This is a genomic window from Actinopolymorpha sp. B17G11 (assembly GCF_040196095.1).
GTDB lineage: Bacteria > Actinomycetota > Actinomycetes > Propionibacteriales > Actinopolymorphaceae > Thermasporomyces.
In genome coordinates this window covers 56,956-75,148 of record NZ_JBEFTW010000025.1, presented here as the reverse complement: position 1 = coordinate 75,148, position 18,193 = coordinate 56,956, and the positions used below count along the sequence as shown (strand labels likewise).

Annotated in this window: 17 protein-coding genes; 5 read left to right on the top strand and 12 right to left on the bottom strand. The window is 69.4% G+C overall.

Going from position 1 to position 18,193, the window contains the following annotated elements; genetic code table 11:
* From ABN028_RS23305 to ABN028_RS23295, 3 genes are all read right to left on the bottom strand, one after another.
* Positions 1 to 1,161 (bottom strand): anhydro-N-acetylmuramic acid kinase, encoded by a 1,161-nt coding sequence (locus tag ABN028_RS23305; protein WP_349698100.1) that lies wholly within the window; start codon positions 1,159 to 1,161, stop codon positions 1 to 3.
* A 551-nt stretch (positions 1,162 to 1,712) separates the two neighbouring features.
* Entirely contained in the window at positions 1,713 to 2,300 is a 588-nt protein-coding gene (locus tag ABN028_RS23300) for an NUDIX hydrolase (protein ID WP_349698099.1), read from the bottom strand.
* 124 nt (positions 2,301 to 2,424) lie between these two features.
* A complete protein-coding gene (locus ABN028_RS23295) occupies positions 2,425 to 2,691 on the bottom strand; it encodes a GntR family transcriptional regulator (RefSeq protein ID WP_349330416.1) in 267 nt (88 codons plus the stop codon).
* A gap of 253 nt (positions 2,692 to 2,944) precedes the next feature.
* Here ABN028_RS23295 and ABN028_RS23290 point away from each other — a divergent pair, with 253 nt between their 5' ends.
* Positions 2,945 to 3,241: a zinc finger domain-containing protein gene (locus tag ABN028_RS23290; protein WP_349698098.1), complete on the top strand. Its 297-nt coding sequence runs from the start codon at positions 2,945 to 2,947 to the stop codon at positions 3,239 to 3,241.
* Between the two features lie 71 nt (positions 3,242 to 3,312).
* Here ABN028_RS23290 and ABN028_RS23285 read toward each other — a convergent pair whose 3' ends face one another.
* Positions 3,313 to 4,317: a malate dehydrogenase gene (locus tag ABN028_RS23285; protein ID WP_349698097.1), complete on the bottom strand. Its 1,005-nt coding sequence runs from the start codon at positions 4,315 to 4,317 to the stop codon at positions 3,313 to 3,315.
* Between the two features lie 240 nt (positions 4,318 to 4,557).
* Between ABN028_RS23285 and ABN028_RS23280 the strand changes: the two genes are divergently transcribed.
* Positions 4,558 to 4,983, top strand: a complete 426-nt coding sequence (locus tag ABN028_RS23280; RefSeq protein ID WP_349698096.1) for an Ig-like domain-containing protein — start codon at positions 4,558 to 4,560, stop codon at positions 4,981 to 4,983.
* A 9-nt stretch (positions 4,984 to 4,992) separates the two neighbouring features.
* On the opposite strand, the gene ABN028_RS23275 is transcribed toward ABN028_RS23280, so the two are convergent.
* Positions 4,993 to 6,051 (bottom strand): helix-turn-helix transcriptional regulator, encoded by a 1,059-nt coding sequence (locus ABN028_RS23275; RefSeq protein ID WP_349698095.1) that lies wholly within the window; start codon positions 6,049 to 6,051, stop codon positions 4,993 to 4,995.
* A 105-nt stretch (positions 6,052 to 6,156) separates the two neighbouring features.
* On the opposite strand from ABN028_RS23275, the gene ABN028_RS23270 reads away from it, so the two are divergent.
* Positions 6,157 to 6,915, top strand: a complete 759-nt coding sequence (locus ABN028_RS23270) for an alpha/beta fold hydrolase (protein ID WP_349330411.1) — start codon at positions 6,157 to 6,159, stop codon at positions 6,913 to 6,915.
* Here the strand turns inward: ABN028_RS23270 and ABN028_RS23265 are convergent.
* From ABN028_RS23265 to ABN028_RS23235, 7 genes are all read right to left on the bottom strand, one after another.
* Positions 6,902 to 7,882, bottom strand: coding sequence for an aldo/keto reductase (locus tag ABN028_RS23265; RefSeq protein WP_349698094.1), 981 nt, complete (start codon positions 7,880 to 7,882; stop codon positions 6,902 to 6,904). The genes ABN028_RS23270 and ABN028_RS23265 overlap by 14 nt on opposite strands.
* 1 nt (position 7,883) lies before the next feature.
* Complete coding sequence (locus ABN028_RS23260; protein ID WP_349698093.1) at positions 7,884 to 8,351, bottom strand: hypothetical protein; 468 nt, start codon at positions 8,349 to 8,351, stop codon at positions 7,884 to 7,886.
* Between the two features lie 44 nt (positions 8,352 to 8,395).
* A complete protein-coding gene (locus tag ABN028_RS23255; protein WP_349330408.1) occupies positions 8,396 to 9,004 on the bottom strand; it encodes a D-sedoheptulose-7-phosphate isomerase in 609 nt (202 codons plus the stop codon).
* A 175-nt stretch (positions 9,005 to 9,179) separates the two neighbouring features.
* The gene (locus ABN028_RS23250) at positions 9,180 to 11,783 is read right to left on the bottom strand and encodes an alpha-mannosidase (protein ID WP_349698092.1); all 2,604 of its coding nucleotides are present in this window, start codon (positions 11,781 to 11,783) and stop codon (positions 9,180 to 9,182) included.
* A gap of 333 nt (positions 11,784 to 12,116) precedes the next feature.
* Positions 12,117 to 13,187 (bottom strand): LacI family DNA-binding transcriptional regulator, encoded by a 1,071-nt coding sequence (locus ABN028_RS23245; RefSeq protein WP_349698091.1) that lies wholly within the window; start codon positions 13,185 to 13,187, stop codon positions 12,117 to 12,119.
* A 120-nt stretch (positions 13,188 to 13,307) separates the two neighbouring features.
* Positions 13,308 to 14,444, bottom strand: coding sequence for a helix-turn-helix domain-containing protein (locus tag ABN028_RS23240; protein ID WP_349698090.1), 1,137 nt, complete (start codon positions 14,442 to 14,444; stop codon positions 13,308 to 13,310).
* Entirely contained in the window at positions 14,441 to 15,214 is a 774-nt protein-coding gene (locus ABN028_RS23235; protein ID WP_349698089.1) for a phytanoyl-CoA dioxygenase family protein, read from the bottom strand. The genes ABN028_RS23240 and ABN028_RS23235 overlap by 4 nt, the downstream gene beginning before the upstream one ends.
* A gap of 345 nt (positions 15,215 to 15,559) precedes the next feature.
* Here ABN028_RS23235 and ABN028_RS23230 point away from each other — a divergent pair, with 345 nt between their 5' ends.
* The gene (locus tag ABN028_RS23230; protein ID WP_349698088.1) at positions 15,560 to 16,513 is read left to right on the top strand and encodes a carbohydrate kinase family protein; all 954 of its coding nucleotides are present in this window, start codon (positions 15,560 to 15,562) and stop codon (positions 16,511 to 16,513) included.
* Between the two features lie 279 nt (positions 16,514 to 16,792).
* Positions 16,793 to 18,190, top strand: a complete 1,398-nt coding sequence (locus tag ABN028_RS23225) for an Nramp family divalent metal transporter (RefSeq protein WP_349330402.1) — start codon at positions 16,793 to 16,795, stop codon at positions 18,188 to 18,190.
* Positions 18,191 to 18,193: the final 3 nt, after the last annotated feature.

Sequence of the window (18,193 nt, the reverse complement as noted above, 5' to 3'; positions counted from 1 at the left end):
CTAGGCCTGGATGCGTAGTCGGGTCGGCGCGACACCGGGCCGCTGGTCGAGAGTGATCGGGTCTGTACCCGGAGTGATGCTGCCGAGGATCGAAGGAGCGCTCGCACCCGTACACGCCGGCACCGTCGCCGGAATCCCCTTCGACGTAAGGAATCCGAGCAACGCGAACGCGTACGCCTCCTTCGCATCGGCGGGCAGCCCGAGGTCGTCGATCGGGCGTAAGGACATGCCGGGATCGGCCAGGATGCCGATGCGCCGCATCAACCACGTGTTGCGTACGCCGCCACCGGACACGAGCAACTCGCCCACGCCGTGTTCCTCGCACTCCTCGGCAACCACGATCGCCGTGAGCTCCGCCAGCGTCGTCATGAGGTCGGGTGGGGAGACGTCGGGGAACGCCGACAGCTTCGCGTCGAGGTAGCCGCCGTGGAACAGTTCCTTGCCGGTCGACTTCGGCGCCGGTCTCCCGTAGTACGGCTCCTCGAGCAGGGCACCGAGCAGCTCCACGACCACCTGACCGCTGGCGGCGTGCCGGCCGCCCAGGTCGTACGGCTGGTTGAAGTGCCGCCGCGCCACCAGGTCCATGAGCGCGTTGGCCGGGCCGATGTCGTAGGCGAGGACGCCGCCGTCCGGTCGTACGACAGTCATGTTGGCGATGCCGCCCAGGTTGAGCGCGGCCTTGGGTGCCGTACCGGGCGGCATCAGGAGGACGTCGAGGATGCTCACCAGGGGCGCGCCCTGGCCGCCCTTCGCGATGTCGCGGGCGCGGAGGTCGGACACGACGGGTGCGCCGGTGCGTTCGGCGATCCAGGCCGGCTGGCCGAGCTGGAGCGTGCCCTTGGCGGCGCCGTTCTCGATCCAGTGGAAGACGGTCTGGCCGTGGGAGACCACCAGATCGGCGTGTCCACCGGCCAGCTCGTCGATCCCCCGTGCGGCGGCGGCGGCGAACGCCTGGCCGAGCAGCGTGTCCAGCCGGCAGACGTCGTCGAGGGTCACCTTGGCGGGAGGGAGTACGCGGTCGATGAGCTCCCGTGTCTCGGCGGTGTGCGGGTGCTCCAACGCACCGAGTGGCGTGAGGACGACCTCCTCGCCGTTGACGCTCAGGTCGGCCACCGCGACGTCGATCCCGTCGTACGACGTGCCGGACATGAGGCCGATCACCCGGCTCGCGGACTCCGGTGGAGGCCCGGGGGCGGGCTTCGGCGTGGGCGAGGGTGAGGGCGTTGGCGTGGGTTGTGGGGTGGGCTCGGGTTCGGGCCACGGCGGAGGCCCGGGAGGAGGCTCGGCTCCAGGTGGTGGCGTCGGCTCCTGCCCAGGTCGTCGGGTGGGGGCGGCTGGCTCGGGCCCGGGCGTGGGGGCGGGCGCTGGCCATGGCGTCTGCCCAGGGTCGGGCTCAGGCCATGGCGTCTGCCCAGGCTCGGGCTCAGGCCATGGCGCCTGCCCAGGCTCGGGCTCGGGCCACGGCGGGGACCCTGGACCAGGCTCGGGCCACGGCGGTGTCCCGGATGATGCGGGCAGGCCCGGACGGGGACGAGGCGCGTTCCCTGGCGCGATGCCATCCATGCGGGCCATCCAACCGGGCGAGCCCCCATGAACGCCAACCGGGCGAGGCCCTGGTTCGGCGGTAGTGGTACAGGTCTGCTCCCACCCCTGTCGTGCGTACGCCTCGATGCTCACCATGCGTGGCTGGCAGACGTACGTAGCGTAGGCAGTTATGGCCTGCGCTGGCCGTCGAGGTGCCGGCGAAGGAACGGGATCTGGATCGGCGACAGGACGCCCTCGTCGAGCTCCGCCGGTGGGACGACCCGGCTGGCGAGCTCCCACCCCTCCGTGTCGGTCCAGGCGGCGTCGACGCCAACCGATCGGCTGCGGGCGGTGCCACCGAAGATCAGCTGGACGCCGTCGGGATAGGGGTACGCATAGCCGTCCGGGCGCGGGCCGAGGTGGGCGAGGTGGACGAAGCCGAGGTAAGTGAGCGTCTGCGGATCGAGCTGCCAGGCGGTCTCTTCCGCGATCTCGCGGACGACGGCCTCGGTCATGGTCTCGCCCGACTCGAGTCGACCGCCGGGCAGGACGTGCTGTTCCCGGCGGTTCTCGCAGACGACGATGCCGCCGGGGGCGGTGACGATGCAGCGTACGGACGTCACGAGCTCGTCAGGCACCCGCGCCGTCGTGAGATACGCCGAGAACTCCAACGGAAGCGTCCCGGCGCCCCACACCTCGCGATGCGTTGCGGCAGGCCGGTGCCGGGCGAGGACATCCAGGAGTTCCGGGTGGCGACCAGTTGATCCCTGCGTCATGACGCCCCCTCTACGTCCCCGCGTGTCCGTCCATACCTGCGGTAGCAGAGCTTCGGAAATACGCCCGCGGAGAAGCCGGACGTCGTCCACCATCGCGGAGCTCACCCAGCCGCCGACGACTCCCTCAGGTCGCCTCTGGACCGCCGTCTTCCTCGGCGACATAGGTGCCGCGGCCCGGAACGACGAAAAGAACTCCGTCAGCGACGAGCATGCGAATAGCTCTGTGCACGGTGGTCCGCGCCACACCGTACTCCGAGGCGAGTCGCTCCTCCGCCGGGATCGCTCGGCCCGGAGTCCAGTCACCGCGATCGATCCTCGCGACGATGATCCCGGCCAGCTGCTTATACGGCGTGAGCGGTGCGCCGTGATCGATGGTGGCGTCAGGATCCATTCGATGAACCTACGTATCGCGCCCTGTCGTACTCCCATGCGCTACCGAGCGACCATGAGCGCTACCGGTCGCTACTGGTCTAGACGTACGACTACTGAAGGCGTTACAGTTCGAATCCTCGGCAGGAGGGCGGGCGACCTGGAGGCGGGCCGCCCGCGTTCCTTCGATACGGGGAGGCGATACGAGTGGGCTGGCGAATCTGCCTGTGGCTGGTGTGCGTGACGCTCGGCCTGCTGCTGACGGCGGTGGTCCGATGACCCGCGAACCGATCGACTCGGGACGACTGGACTGGATCTGGAACGGTGAGCTAGGCGAGCAGGGCTACACCGACCTCGACCTGGAGACGACCAGCCGCGTCCTGTCCCGCGTATGTCCGACCTGCGCGGCAGGCGTCGGCGAGTGGTGCCGGACACCGGGCGGCCACGTGCTCGACCACCTCGACCTGCAACACCTCACGCGACGGAGGTTCGAACTGAGCCCGCGCCAGCCGAGGAGCATGCTCAAGCGGCTCGACGGTCTGGCCCGAGTTGTTGGAGGTCTTTCGGCATAGAAGCCGGAAAACCTCCAACAACTCGGGTGGCGGGCGGAAGCCCAGCGGAGACCATCGGCTCCGTCGAGACGTCAGGGCTTGGGGAGCCAGTCGGCGACGAGAGAGCGCTCCTGCTCCAACTCCTCGGTCGTCACGCGCAGCCGCTCCTGGGCCTCCGCGTCGTGTGTCAGGCCCTCGACGACCCGCCACTTCGTGCCGTCGGACGTGACCGGGAAGCTGAACGACAACCCTTCCGGTACGCCGTACTCTCCACGACTCAGCACGGCCATCGACGTCCAGTCGCCGGCCGGCGTACCGCCGTGCAGGGCCTGCACCGAGTGGACGATCGCGTTCGCCGCCGACGCGGCCGAGGACGCACCCCGTGCCGCGATGATCGCCGCACCACGCTTCTGGACCGTCTCGATGAACTCCCCACGCAGCCAGGCGTGGTCGTCGATCACCTCGTGCGCTGGGCGGCCGCCGATCCGGGCGTTGAACGCGTCGGGGTACTGCGTCGCCGAGTGGTTGCCCCAGATCGTGACGTTGCTGACGTCCGCGATCCGCACGCCGGCCTTCTTCGCGAGCTGCGCCTTCGCGCGGTTCTCGTCCAGCCGGGTCATCGCGAACCACCGGTCGTCGGGGATCTCCGGCGCGTGCGCACGCGCGATCAGACAGTTGGTGTTGCAGGGGTTGCCGACGACGAGGATGCGTACGTCGTCGGCGGCCTGTGACGCCAGCGCGGTCCCGATCGGTCCGAAGATGCCGGCGTTGGCCCCGAGCAGGTCGCCGCGCTCCATGCCCTGCTTGCGCGGCATCGCGCCGACCAGCAACGCCCACGACGTACCGTCGAACGCCGTGTCCCGGTACGCCGTCGCCACGATGTCGTGCAGCAGTGGGAACGCCGAGTCGTCGAGTTCCATCGCCACGCCCTCGAGCGCGGGCATGGCCGGCTCGATCTCGAGCAGGCGCAGCACCACCGGAGTCCGTGGCCCGAAGACCTCGCCGGAGGCGATCCGGAAGAGCAGCGGGTAGGCGACGTTGCCGGCCGCTCCGCTGATGGTCACGTGCACAGGGCGTACGACAGAAGCATCGGACATGTCCGTGAGACTAGCCGGCACGTCCTGGCACGAGCGCGAGGGCCCTCCCGGCCGCGCGGCGACGCACCTGATGGTCACGACCCGCGACCGTGAGGCCCAGGTTTCCGGCGAGACCTTTCCGGTAAGGCCACACTTCGGGTGCGACAGCCAAACTCCTGCGTCTTGGCCGGAAACGAAGTCTGCGCCACCCAATGTGCCGTGGCGGGATCTCTCGCCGATGATCAGAATCAGGGCGCGGAAATGAAGCAGCTCTTCAATGTCGTCGCCATTGGCTTGGCTCCGTTGTTCCTTCTCGCTGGAACGCCAGAGGCGCCCGGCACCATCGAGCCGCCGGAGCGCCAGGCCGCCCAGCAGAGGGCCGGCCCAGCAGCGGGCGAACACACCTTCACGGCGAGCTACCACGGTGACGGCTGCGCCCCCTCGGATTCGGATTCCTTCACGGTCGTGGTCACGCACAAGGTCCGAAGCAACCCGCATCCCGAGCCGACGTACGTACTCGCGGGCATCAGGTCGATGGCCAGTGAGCGGCCGGCAGCAGTGCCCGCCCGGAAAAGCGGAAGGCTGGCCGAGATGTTCGGCTACGGCTTCCTGGCCTCGATGGGGGTGGCAGGTGTCCTGCTCGTCGCGGTGCCCGCCTATCGCAGCCGTCGCCGCCGGAACGCCTGACCGGGGAGGCTACTCGGGCTCATGAGGCGTGGCCCCTGCATACGTGTGGAGGGAGCCCGCCAGGGCCCGGACCGCGTCCCGTAGTTCCGCCGGCCGCCTGATCACGAACGGCCAGCCGAGCCCGGCCAGCATCTGGGCCACGCCATCCAGCCGCTCCGCCCGGAGCGTCACGACCACGCCACCAGCCGCGCCGGAGTCGTCCACTGGAGCGTCGCCACCCACACCTGGTCTGGCCACATCGGGCCCGCCCGCCAGTTCGGTGAGGGTGGCCATCGACGGCGGGAGTCGGCGGCGGACCTCCGCGAGCGGTGCCCGCACGACCACCTCCACCTCGTGGGTCCAGGGCACCCGCGCCAGCGACCGGTGGACATGGTCGACGGCGTCGAAGTCGGCCGGCGGCGTAAATCCCTCGGCGCGGACCTCGACGTCCGCGATCCGATCAACCCGGAAGGTACGGATCTCGCCCCGCCGGTGATCGTGGCCCGTGACGTACCACCGGCCACCCTGAACAACCAGGCCGTAGGGGTCGAGGTCGCGGACGCTGCGTTCGCCGGCTCTCGATGCGTACGACATCCGCACCCGGTGTCGCTGGTGCGCGGCGGTGGCGAGCCGCAACACGACAGCCGTCGGCGGGGCGTGACCGGGGCGCGGTGTGAGCCCGAATCCCAGTGTGTCGGGCACCGCGGTGATCTGGTCCCGCAGCGCGTCGGGCAGCACCCTGGTGATCTTCGCCAGCGCGCTCTCGGTGGCGACGGCGCTGGTCGTGGTCGCGACACCGGCCGCCCGCGCCGCGAGCAGCCCGAGCACCACCCCGGTCGCCTCGTCGTCGGTGAACATCAGCGGCGGCAGCTTGTAGCCAGGTCGCAGCCGGTAGCCGCCGTACCTCCCGCGATCGGCCTCCACCGGGATCCCGAGGTCGGCGAGCCGGGTGGCGTACCGCCGGACCGTTCGCGGATCCACGCCCAGCCGCTCGGCCAGGTCGACCCCGGTCAGCCGGTGGTGGGCCTGGAGTAGTTCGAGCAGGGCGAGGATCCGGGTCGTCGGGTGCTGGCTCTCGATCGTGGACACGGAGACAAGAATGCCGTGCAATGCGGGCGGAGTCGGTCCGGATTAACTCCTACGGTACGTACAGACCGTCCGCCAAGGGGCGACAAACCGGAAGGGAAGCCCGACATGGCTACATACGTCCTCGTTGCCGGCAACTGGCTCGGCGGCTGGGCCTGGGCCGACGTGACCCGCCACCTGCGCGCCGCCGGCCACGACGCCCATCCCGTCACGCTGACCGGGGTCGGCGACCGGGTGCATCTGGCGTCGTCCACGGTCGACCTGGACACGCACATCAGCGATGTCGTCCACACGATGGAGTACGAAAACCTGCACGACGTGATCCTGGTCGGGCACAGCTACGGCGGGTTCCCGGTGACCGGCGCGGCCGACAAGGTGCCCGACCGGCTGGCGCGGGTGGTCTACGTCGACAGTGGCCCGCTACCGGACGGGTCGTCACAGCTGGACACGCTCGGGCCCGAGGGACGAGACGCCATCCTCGCGCGGATGGGAGCGGACCCCGACGACGGTTGGCGCGAGCCGCTTCCGACCTGGGCAGCGGTCGAGGCGGACGGCACCGGCGGCGGACTCGACGAGGCCGCGTGGGCGCGGATCGCGGCCCGCGCCACTGCCCAACCACTCGGCGCCAACGCGCAACCGCTCCACCTGGTCGACGACAAGCGCCGGAACGCGATCCCCCACACCCTCATCACCTGCCTGTTCCCGCTGGAACAGGTGCGGGCCATGATCGCGGCGAAGCATCCGTTCTTCGCCGCCTTCACCGCCGACCAGGACTGGTCGTACGCCGAACTGCCGACCGGTCACTGGCCGATGTTCTCCGAACCGGAGCAGCTCGCGCGCATCCTCGACGACCTCAGCGGCCGGTAACCCCAGGAAGCGAGGTGCCGTACCGGTCGCCCACCGGCTCCGGGAGACCGTCGAGCTCCGCCAGCGCGTCGGCCGGCAGCTCGAGGTCGCCGGCCCCGGCGTTGTCCTCGAGGTAGCGCAGCCGCTTGGTCCCCGGGATCGGCACGACATAGCGGCCCTGCGCGACAACCCAGGCCAGCGCCACCTGCGCCGGCGTGGCACCGACGCGTTCGGCGACCGCACGGACACCCGCGACGATCGCCTGGTTGGCCTCTGCCGCGTCGGCCTGGAAGCGCGGCATCTGGCGCCGCATGTCGCCCTCCGGCAGATCCTCCGCCGAGGCGATCGCACCAGTGAGGAACCCTCGCCCCAGCGGCGAGAACGGCAGGAACGCGATGCCCTGCTCCTCGCAGTACGGCACGACATCGGCGAGCTGGCCCCGCGTCCACAACGACAGCTCGGACTGCACACTCGCCACCGGGTGGATCGCCTGCGCCTGTTTGATGTCGTCGACGTCGACCTCGGACAGTCCGATCGCCCGCGCCTTGCCCGCCGCGACGACCTCGGCCATCGCGCCCCAGGTTTCGGCGAGCGGTACGGCCGGGTCGATCCGGTGGAGCTGGTAGAGGTCCACGTGGTCGACACCGAGCCGGGCGAGGCTGCCGTCGATGGCGCCCCTGACGTACTCCGGCCGGCCGTTGCGGTGCATCGCGCGGGCGCCGTCGGTGAGCAACCCCACCTTCGTGGCGAGCACGACCTCGTCGCGGCGACCAGCCAGCCCTCGGCCGACCAGCTGTTCGTTCGAGTAGGGGCCGTAGACGTCGGCGGTGTCGATCAGCGTGACGCCGAGGTCGATGGCCCGGTGGATGACGTCGAGGGAGGTCGCATCGTCGCGACCCGCCTCGTCGTACGCCCAGGACATGCCCATGCAGCCGAGGCCGATCCAACCGACTGGTACGCCGTCTGCGCCAAGAGTGGTTGTCCGCATGTCACCCATCATGGTCGTACGACGGCTCAGGCGAACGACCACCCCGAACCGGCGTGGCCTGGCCAGCGGCGAACGCCGCCGCCAGCAGGCACAGCGCCGCCGGTGAGTAGAACAGCCCGACGCTCAGCCCGGTGATGACGACGCCGGCCAGCGCCAGGACGGCGATCGTCCACAGCACCGGCACGTGAAGCGCCGTGGGAAGAAGGGACGTCGCCACGGCAAGAACAGTCACGACAACCGGCGTGCCCAGGACGACGGCCGTACCGACCACACCGACGCCGAGGTCGACCGTCCCGCCCATGAGCGCCAGCCCTGCCACGACCGTCATGACGACGACGTAGCCGAGGGCGATGATCCGCAGCCACCAGCTCACGCCTCCCGCCCGGCGACGCCACCCGGCCGACCGGCCGAGCAGGGCGAGTACGCCGAACATGACGACAGCGAGGCAGGTCAACACGATCGTCACCACGGGTCGACCTCCGGAGTTCCACGGGCGCGGTCCGCCCGAGCACGTCAGCCGACGTCGGCCGCCAGGTAGTTGCCGTCCTCGTCCACCTCGCCGGCAGCCCAGGCATCGACCCACTCGCTCACCAGATGCAGCAGGAACAGGTGCATCTCCTGCGTACGCGCCGTCGTCATGGACGTAGCCAGCAGCGCCAGGTCCGCGTACTGGACTGCTTCACCACCGTCACCCGCCGCGAACAGGACCGTCGTCGCACCGGCGGTCCGCGCCGCCTCCAGGCCCTTGACGACGTTGACCGAGCGACCGCTGGTGGTGAATCCGACGACCACGTCCCCGGGACCGGCCAGCGCCGTCACCTGGCGGGCGAACACCTCGTCGAACGTGTAGTCGTTGCCGATGCAGGTGACCACCGAGGGATCGACCGTCAGTGCGACAGCGGGCAGTGGCCGACGCTCACGGCGGTAGCGACCGATGAGTTCGGCGACAAGATGCTGTGCGTCGGCCGCACTGCCACCATTGCCGAACGTGTATGCCCGGTTACCACTCTCGAACGCCTGGCACAGCTGCCGGCCGACGTCCTCGACCGAGGGAAGCAGAGCTTCGACAGCTCGAGCGGTCTCCAGATGGTCAGCAACCTGCCGGGCAAGCAGATCACGCATCTCGCACCTTCCACAACGTTTCTGCGGGCAGTGGTGCCCGGCTTCTGGAGGCTATCGCGCAGGGACCCGACCTACCTCCGCGTCCACGTCCAAACGGATCGCCCCGCCCATAACTGGACAGTTTGATCGGTTCAGCTCGTCTCGGTCTCGGTCTCGGTCACGGTCATCGTGTCGGTCACGGCCCACTCGGCTCGCTCGGGTCCTCGAGCAGGTTGGCCGCGACGACCGGCTCGCCCGCGGCCGTGGGGACGAGGAAGGTCCTGATCTCGTGCGGCCCGAAATCCGCCTCGACCGTACGCCCGAGGAAGGGCAGGTCCAGCCGCATCGTTCCCGCCACCCCGGTCGACTCGTACGCCCGCACCACGACGTGGCCGCCGCCCTCCTCGGCACGCTTGACCACGGTGGGGACCACCGGACCGTCGGACACCGCCACGAACGACGCCGTCGGCGGGCGCGTGCCGGCGTGGAACGACTCGTACATCGCGACCGGACGCTGCGCCAGTTCGGCGGCGAGCCGGACAACGCCGGCCGCCCCCCAGTCACCGGCATGCGGCACCAGCAGGTACCGGAACTGTTGGCGACCCTGGTCCTGGAAGCTGTACGGACTGGCCGGGCCGAGCTGGTCGGCGTCGAGCTCCCGCGGCTCGTGCCAGGCATAGACCGGGCTGCGGGCCGCGGTGATGCCGATGTCGCCGGTGCCCTCGGCTGCGTCGGACGTGTCGGGGACCGCGCCGGACGTATCGGGGACCGCGCCGGCGGACGTGTCGGGGACCGCGCCGGCGGACGTGCTCACGTCGTACGCGGACTTCGCGTCGTTGATCACCGTCAGCCCGGCGCGGGAGCCGTCCGGCAGCTCACCGGTGACGTCGACCCACGTCTGCCCGGGTTCCTCGGCGCCGTCGGCGGGGCGTTCGAGATGGCCGTACGGGATCTCGTAGGTCGCGGTCGGCCGGCGCAGCGCGGTGGGAAAGCGCAGCTTGAGGAGCTTCAGGCGTTCGTGCCAGTCAAGGGTGACGCGAACCTCGAGATGGCGGGCGTCCGCTGCGAGGACCAGCTCCTCGACAAGAGTGGAGGCGCCGTACGTGCTCTCGATCCGCACGATCGAGCGGACCGGGCCGTGCTCGACGAGGCGTACCGACCGAGCGGTGAACGGCGTGCCCGGCTTGGCGTAGGACACGACGCGGTGTCCCCAGGTGTCGGTCGGGTCGTCGGTGACGACGGTGTGCGGGCGGTTGACGCCGTGGGCCAGGTCACGCCCGGTGCTCTTGTCGACGAGGCTGCGCAGCCAGCCGGTGGTCGGGTCGACCTCGACGCGAAGGTGCGCGTTTTCCACGACGGTCTGCGAGCCCGGATCGCTGGGACTGGCGGCACTGGGGCTGGCGGCACTGGGACCGGCGGCGCTGGTCGGAGCGTCGCCGGGGCAGATCCGGTAGAGGCGGTACCCGAGCGGCGGCAGGTCGACAGGGAAGACCAGTCGGCGGGGGTTGGACGTGGTGGCGAGCGCCTGGGCGTACTGCACCGGCACCGGACGACCCTCCGCGTCCTCGACGCGCCCGCGTTCACCGCTCAGGCCGAACTCACACTCGACGTACGTACGCACCGCCCACGGGTGCGGGTTGAAGACCATGACCGGCTGGTCGCCCTCCCGGAACCGGACGTCCACGTCGCGCGCCAGGGTCTGCAAGGCGAGGTTGACAGTACGCCGGGCGATCGAGCGGGCCTCGCCGAGCTGGTCGCGGGCATCGTCGTACGCCGGCTCGATCGACGTGCCGGGCAGGATGTCGTGGAACTGGTTGAACAGCACCTGCTTCCAGGCGTGCGTGAGTTCCTCGTGGGGGTAACGCGTGCCGGCGACGTGAGCCGCGACGGTCGCCCACTTCTCGGCCGTCATCAGGGCGTGCTCGGCACTGCGTACCCACGCCTTGATGCCCGAGTGCGCGGCGTAGCAGCCGGCCGCGTGGTGCTGAAGGTCGCCGCGCCAGGTCGGGATCTCGGCACCGGAGTTCTTGACATCCTCGACGTAGGCGGGCGGGCTGGACAGGCGCAGTTCGCCATACGCACCGAGCTCGTCGAGCCGGCGGATGCTGGCGAGGTTGGCCTTGGTCGGCCCGCCACCATGGTTGCCGACGCCGTAGAACACCATCGCCGTGGTGAGGCCGGGCGGCAGTTGGGCGATCGCCTTGTCCGTGTGGTAAGCGATGTCGGCGCGAGGACTGCAGTATTCGTGGGGGATGCGGTAGGCCAGAACCCGCGACCCGTCCGGCGACTCCCACCAGAACGGGTTGCCCGCAAGCTCCGCCTCGTGCGGTCCCGGGCGGAGGAAGCAGTAGGCCTCCATGCCCTGCTGGCGCAGGATCTGCGGGAGGTTGGCGTGGTGGCCGAACGGGTCGGCGTTGAGGCCGACGGTCGCCGCGACGCCGAACTTCTCCCGCAGGTAACGCTGACCGTAGAGCCCTTGTCGTACGAACGACTCGCCGGTCGGCAGGTTGCAGTCGGGCTCGACCCACCAGCCGCCGACGTTGACCCAGCGGCCCTCGGCGACGCGCTTGCGGATCGCCTCGAAGAGGGTGGGATCGCTTTCCTCCACCCAGGCGAGCAGGGCAACCTGGTCGCAGGTGAAGACGAAGCGGGGATGCTCGGCCATCCGGTCGATCGCCGAGGCGAACGTCGCGCGCGCCTCGGCGAAGCCCTCGGGCCACTGCCAGAGCCACACGGGATCGATGTGGGCGTTGCCGATCATGTGCAGGATCCGGTGCGGTGCGGCGGCGGGCCTCGGCATGGACTGGCACTCCTCCTTCATGGCTGCGGATCCCGTCTGCCCGACGGCGTGGCGATCTGGAATCGTTACCACGTTGAAGGTACGGGCGCCTGTCGCTCACAGTCAAACGCTGCAGCAGAGCTCGCGGGGCGGCCTTGCACCCGGGAGAGCCCGCGAATGACCACGCTGAGCACCGCGAATGACCACGCTGGGCACCGCGAATGACCACGCTGGGCAGGTGAATGTCATGGTGACAAGGCGTCGATGCCTGGATTTGGTTCACAGGCATGCTCAGCGTGGTCATTTGCAGCGGCGGCACAGGTCAGCGGGCAACCAGGGCCGGCCGGACGTAGGTCAGGAACTCGTGCGGCTCGACGCGCGGCGGCGGCCGAGCCGGGCGGTGGAGCCGCGCTCGATCAGCGGACAGTCGAGGCGGATGGTACGCGGCCTGCCAGGCTTGCCCATCCGGTTCACCAGCTGACGCGCGGCCCGGGCCCCGACCTCAACCGACGGCTGGCCCACCGTGGTGATGCCGGGCTGGACCATGCTCATCCACGGCGAGTCGTCGAACGCCACGAAGGACAGGTCGTCCGGAATCCGCAGCCCGAGCCGGGTCGCCTGCCGCCACACGATCTCCGCGACCAGGTTGTTGGCCGCGAACACGGCCGTGGGGCGGCGCCGCTTCGACAACAGCTCGGTAACTTCCTTCTCGATGCGTTCGGGATCGAAGCCGCACGACACCACCGCGTCGTCGCCGGCAGGCCGATCCGCCTCGGCCAACGCCTGCAGGTAACCCTTCGCGCGGCCCGCACCCGTCGTCCACCCCAACTCGTCGGCGATCAGGGTGATCCGCCGGTGACCCAGCTTGATCAGGTGCCGGGTGAGGTCACGCGCGGCCGTGACGTTGTCGACGAGGACGGCGTCGCACTCGCCCCGGCAGTACTGCCGGTCGATCTCGACCACCGGTACCCCCTGCCGCACGATGAACCGCGTCGCCGCGGCCGAGACAGGCGTCAGCAGAACTCCCGCCACCCGCATGGCGAGGAACGTCCGCGCCGCGTCCATCTCCTCCAACTCGCTGCCGGCGTCGTCGACCAGGAGGATCGTGTAGCCCTGCGCGCGCAGGACACCGCCGGCCCCTGCCGCGACCTCCGCATAGAACGGATTGCGCAGATCCGACACCAGCAGGCCGACCGTGGGAGTGCGGCGCGCCTTCAGGCTCCGCGCGTTGGCGTCGGGAACATAGCCCAACTCCTCGGCGGCCGCGTCCACCCGGGATTTCACGTCTGGCGCCGCATAGCCACGACCGGTCAGTGCACGCGACGCGGTCGAACGTGACACGCCGGCATGCGCGGCGACATCGGCGAGGGTGATCCGAGCCGGGACATCTGACCCTGCGGTGGTACGCCGCTTCGCGTGGGTCACGCCACCTCCCAACGAGCGAACCGCGACCAGTCGCGGGTCAGGAAACACGCGTCGGGAGTCCCGCGCGCAAGGAATATCAACGGACCGTAGCCAGTGTTCGGCAGGAGCGTCAACAACGCTTCAGTATGGAGTCGGCGCGTCGCCCCTCATATCTGGTCCGCGCTCGACGTGTGCGGTGCCATTACCGGCCCGGAATACACCAGGCGTGACACCCCAGTGCCGGCGGAACGCGGTGGTGAAGTGGCGCACATCGGGATATCCGCACGAACGCGCAATCTCCGTAATCGACGGCGGCCTTTTCGGTACGGCCCGTTCCAGGAGTCGCTGTGCGGCGATCTCCAACCGGAGCCGGACGAGAAATCCGTGGACCGTCGTACCAGTGAACGCACGAAAGACACGGCCGGCGTGGCGCTCGCTCAGATGCACCTGTGCCGCCACATCGCGGACCGCGACCGGCCGGTCATAGTTGTCCTGCAGGTACCGCACCATCGTGCGCGCCACCTGTTCGTCGCGGGCCGGCAACGCCGCCTCGGGACTCGGGATGAGGGTCGGGTCGTCCACGACCGCGCGCGCCGTGTCGATCACCAGCATCCCGGCAAGCCGGTTGACGATTTCACCGAACGCCGGACCCGGCTGGGTCGCCTCGCGGGCAAGGAGTTCGAGTAACGCGGGTACCCGTACGGCGGATTCGGAAAGGACCGGCGTCGCCGGACTCGCGAAGGTTTCGAGCAGCCGGCGTCCGTGATCGGTCATTTCAGAGTCGTGAGCGGTCAACCCGGTGCCGGGACCGGGATCGAGACGGGGACGGGCGTGCCGCTGCGTCGTTCGAACGGGCGCGGGAATGAGGGTGTAGGACCAGAAGTGCAGGCAGAGTGGATCATCCGTACTCGAGATGATCTCGTGGACATCTCCAGGCCGGGCAACGAACAATGTGCCGGAATCGACGGTGTACTCCCGCTCGCCGGTACGGAAGAGCCCGCTTCCGGAGTACGCATAACAGATCTCGAAGAATGAATGCGTATGCAGAAAGTTTCGCCACGGGCGCGGTTCGTAGAAACCCCAGTAGAGGAATTCGGCGCGGTGATCTGCGACATCCACCCCAATTCGTACAGAATGTAGGAATTCGATATCTCCCCCGTCGTACGCCAATACCGGACCGTCCGGCTCCCGGGCCGGCAGGTGCGTCGCGGACCGGTCCGGGACCGGAAGGTCCGGTGTCAGGGAGTTGACGGTGTCGCCAACCGGAACCGCACTCACGGCGAGACTTCGCTCCGACAGGTCGGGTCCACACCGCGGAGGATCATGCCCTGGCCGAGCGAGTTCGTGTGCATGTCCGTGGTCGGCGGGTCCTCGGGATCGCGGTACTGCACGAGCAGCGTCGTCCGCGCCTGGTCGGTCGTGTTCACGCCCGACCCGTGCACCGTGAGGTAGGTGAAGAAGAGGACGTCGCCCGCCTCCGCCTCACAGGGCACCGACTTCTCCAGCGGCCACTCCGAGAACGGCAGGTGGAAACTGCCCTCGGACGCGTGCGCCAGTGGGCCGTTCTTGTGGCTGCCCGGCACCACCCGGACGCAGCCCTTCGCCAGCGGAGCGTCGTCGAAGTGGAAGATCGCGGCACCCATCGAGTGCTTCGCGTGCGGGAAGAACGGGTGGTCCTGGTGCAGCGGGAAGGGCGACCCCTTCTCCGGTGGCTTGATGAACAGCTTCGTGTGGTGGAGCTGCACATTCGGGGTGCCCATCACCGCCGCGGCCACGTCGGTGAACCGCGGATCGATGATCAGCCTGGCGAACGCCGCCGCGTAGAACTGCACGTCGTGGCAGTGCTTGAGCTCCGTCTGGTTGCCCATCGCCAGCTCTCGGGCGCTGCCCCAGGTGGGGTCCGCGTCCCGGTTGAGACGCTTGATCAGGGCGTGGGACTCCTCGCGGTACTGCGCCGCCTCGGCCTTGTCGAGCAGGCCCTTGACGAGGACGAAGCCCTCCTCGGCGTAGGACGCGGCATAGGACGCGAGCTGTGCATCGTCGACCATGGTTCCTCCCGGCTCTCCCACCTCGTCTCGGAGGTGGTGACGTCGTGCTACGTGCCGACGTCCCGACCGTAGGCGCGCACGGCGTTCAGGTCGCTGGGCCTCGACAGACATCCTTGTTGAGGAAACGGACATGGACGAGTGGTACGCCGGAGTCGGTCACCGGCCTACCGGGCACATGTCGGCGCCGGCACTGCCGCGCGGGGCGGTCGCGCGGGGCGGTCGCGCGGGCCTACGGCGCACCTCGGCGCGGGGCGTCGGCGCGGGCGGGCATTCGCATGCTGGGTGACCGCAGCTTGTCCCGGCGCTGCTTGACCGGCGGGTACACGCTCTGCTTGCGTACCGGCCGTGAGCAGGTTGGTCTTCGTCGGATCCGTGAACGCCGACACCATCGCCGTCGTGCCCCGACTCCCCGGTTCGGACGAACGACTCCTCGCCGACGCCGTCATCCATGCCGGAGGAGGAAACTCGGCCACTGCGGCGGTCACGGCGGCGCGGCTGGGCGGTGACGTGGCATTCATCGGGCCGGTTGCCGCGGACGAGCAGGGCGAACGGATCCGGGCCGACCTCGTTCGTGAAGGCGTGGACACCAGCGGACTGGTCCCTGTCCCCGCAGGCACGGGCGGTGCGAGCGTCGTGCTGGTGGACCGGTCGGCGGGTACCCGGGCGATCTGTACGCGGCCGCTCCCGGCATTCGGCATTCCGGACACTCAGCGCTCTGCCCGCGACCTCATCACCGGTGCGCGGTGGGTGCACTGTGATCACATCGGGTGGGCGGCAGTCCGTCCGCTCCTCGACCCTTCCGCGGCGGACGGACCACGGCTGTCTGTCGATGCGGGCAACCCGATCCCCGGGTTCGCACCCTCCGGAGTCGACCTCTACGGGCCGACAGTGGTGTCGCTGCGACGTGCGTACGGCGATCTTCCCGTGCCGGACCTGCTCGCCCGGGCGCTCGACGACGGCGCCCGTTGTGTGGTCGCCACCGATGGTGCGAGGGGTGCCATTGCCGCCGGAGATCCGTACGCCAGCGAACCGGCGAGTGCCAATGGAGATCGCCAGGGTGACACGCGGGACGAGCCGGTGCACGTTCCCGGCTTCACGGTTGACGTGGTGAGCACGCTCGGCGCCGGTGACGTGTTCCACGGCGCTCTCCTGGTCGCTGTCGACCGCGGGCTCGACCTCCCAACCGCCTTGCGGTACGCGAACGGCGTCGCCGCTCTGTCGTGCCGCGCCGTCGACGGACGTTCCGGCGTACCCACCGATGCCGAGGTGACGGCCTGGCTGACTCGGGGCCCAGACTGACCCGAGGCCCAGACTGACCCGAGGCCCAGACTGACTCGGTGCTCGGGCGTACCGATCCGGCGACGCGGAGCGTCAGAGCAGTCACGCAGGAGCTGATGGTTTCCGGGTGCCGGAAGCCATGTTTCGAAAGGGCGTCCGAGTCCGGACAACGGCACCACGGCCGTTCGTTCACCCGCCCTAGGCTCGACCCGCCGACGCACCACGCACGACGCATCCACCGGGACAACCCGAACGCTGACAACGCACCGGGTCTCCAGCGTTCCGAGAGGAGCACCAGCGATGGCCATCGACGCCAGGCTCGCCGCAGATCCGTACAAGCTGACGGCCGACGGGATCAAGGAACCACCCACGGGTTGGGGCGCGAGCCTGCGCTACCTCGGCCCCGGACTCATTGTCAGCGCCTCGATCGTGGGATCGGGTGAGCTCATCGCCACCACGACGCTCGGCGCCCAGGCGGGCTTCGCGCTGCTGTGGATGGTCATCATCTCGACCACTGTCAAGGTCGCCTTGCAGGTCGAGCTGGCGCGCTGGACGATCTCGACCGGCGAGCCTGCGCTGTCGGGCTACAACCGCGTCCCGCCACGGTTCGGCCGGATCGGCTGGATCAACGTCCTGTGGGTCCTGCTCGCCCTGTCGAAGGTGCTGCAGTTGGGTGGCATCGTCGGTGGTGTCGCGGTCGCCTTGAGCATCCTCATGCCGTTCGGCGACCCATTGGGTACGACGTCGCTGGCGATCTGGACCGTGATCATCGTCCTGGGCACGGTCACGCTGCTGTATTCCAATCGCTACAGCCTGATCGAGCGTGGCGCGTTCGTGCTCGTCGTCGTGTTCTCGGTCCTCACCGTGGTGATCGCCTTCGGTCTACCCTTCACGCCATTCGCCTACGACAGCAGCGAGATCCTTGGCGGGTTGGCGTTCCGCATTCCGGCCGGCGCGGTCGGGGCGGCGGTGGCGATGTTCGGCATCACCGGCGTCGGCGCGGACGAGATCACCTTCTACACGTACTGGTGTGTGGAGAAGGGGTACGCCCGCTGGGTTGGCCCCAACGACGGCAGCGAGGCGTGGGTACGCCGGGCCAACGGCTGGATCAAGGTGATGTACAAGGATGCCCTTGTCTCGTGGGTGGTCTACACCTTCTCGACGCTGGCGTTCTTCATCATGGGGGCGGCTGTTCTGCATCCGCAGGGGCTCTCACCCGAGGGCAACGACATGTTGACAACCCTCTCCCGGATGTACACCGACACCCTCGGCGAATGGGCCACCATCGCATTCCTCATCGGCGCGATCGCCGTGCTCGGCTCGACCCTGTGGGCGGCCGTGCCGAGTTGGGCCCGGATGTACACCAACGTCCTCGCGACTCTCGGCGCCCTCGACTGGCGCGAGCCGTTCGCGCGGCAGCGGTGGATCCGGCTGTTCATCGTGGTGCTGCCCATCGTGTGGGGTGCCGCGTACCTTCTGATCAGCTCGCCGGTGATCATGGTGCAGATCGGCGGCGTCATGACCGGCGTCTTCCTGCTCGGCGTGGTCGTCGCGGTGTGGTACCTGCGGAAGGTCGATGTGGACCCACGGCTGTACGGCGGCCGGGCGTTCCACGTGGTCCTGGTCGTCAGCAGCGCCGCGATCGGGCTGCTCGGGCTCTACACGCTGGTCAGCGTGTTCGGCTTCACGATCGAGTAGCTC

What these genes read in the sequence shown, in the direction of transcription:
- ABN028_RS23300 (WP_349698099.1), bottom strand. Translation starts at nt 2,300, where the DNA reads ATGACGCAGGGATCAACTGGTCGCCACCCGGAACTCCTGGATGTCCTC.
- ABN028_RS23295 (WP_349330416.1), bottom strand. Translation starts at nt 2,691, where the DNA reads ATGGATCCTGACGCCACCATCGATCACGGCGCACCGCTCACGCCGTAT.
- ABN028_RS23290 (WP_349698098.1), top strand. Translation starts at nt 2,945, where the DNA reads ATGACCCGCGAACCGATCGACTCGGGACGACTGGACTGGATCTGGAAC.
- ABN028_RS23285 (WP_349698097.1), bottom strand. Translation starts at nt 4,317, where the DNA reads ATGTCCGATGCTTCTGTCGTACGCCCTGTGCACGTGACCATCAGCGGA.
- ABN028_RS23280 (WP_349698096.1), top strand. Translation starts at nt 4,558, where the DNA reads ATGAAGCAGCTCTTCAATGTCGTCGCCATTGGCTTGGCTCCGTTGTTC.
- ABN028_RS23270 (WP_349330411.1), top strand. Translation starts at nt 6,157, where the DNA reads ATGGCTACATACGTCCTCGTTGCCGGCAACTGGCTCGGCGGCTGGGCC.
- ABN028_RS23265 (WP_349698094.1), bottom strand. Translation starts at nt 7,882, where the DNA reads ATGCGGACAACCACTCTTGGCGCAGACGGCGTACCAGTCGGTTGGATC.
- ABN028_RS23255 (WP_349330408.1), bottom strand. Translation starts at nt 9,004, where the DNA reads ATGCGTGATCTGCTTGCCCGGCAGGTTGCTGACCATCTGGAGACCGCT.
- ABN028_RS23250 (WP_349698092.1), bottom strand. Translation starts at nt 11,783, where the DNA reads ATGCCGAGGCCCGCCGCCGCACCGCACCGGATCCTGCACATGATCGGC.
- ABN028_RS23235 (WP_349698089.1), bottom strand. Translation starts at nt 15,214, where the DNA reads ATGGTCGACGATGCACAGCTCGCGTCCTATGCCGCGTCCTACGCCGAG.
- ABN028_RS23225 (WP_349330402.1), top strand. Translation starts at nt 16,793, where the DNA reads ATGGCCATCGACGCCAGGCTCGCCGCAGATCCGTACAAGCTGACGGCC.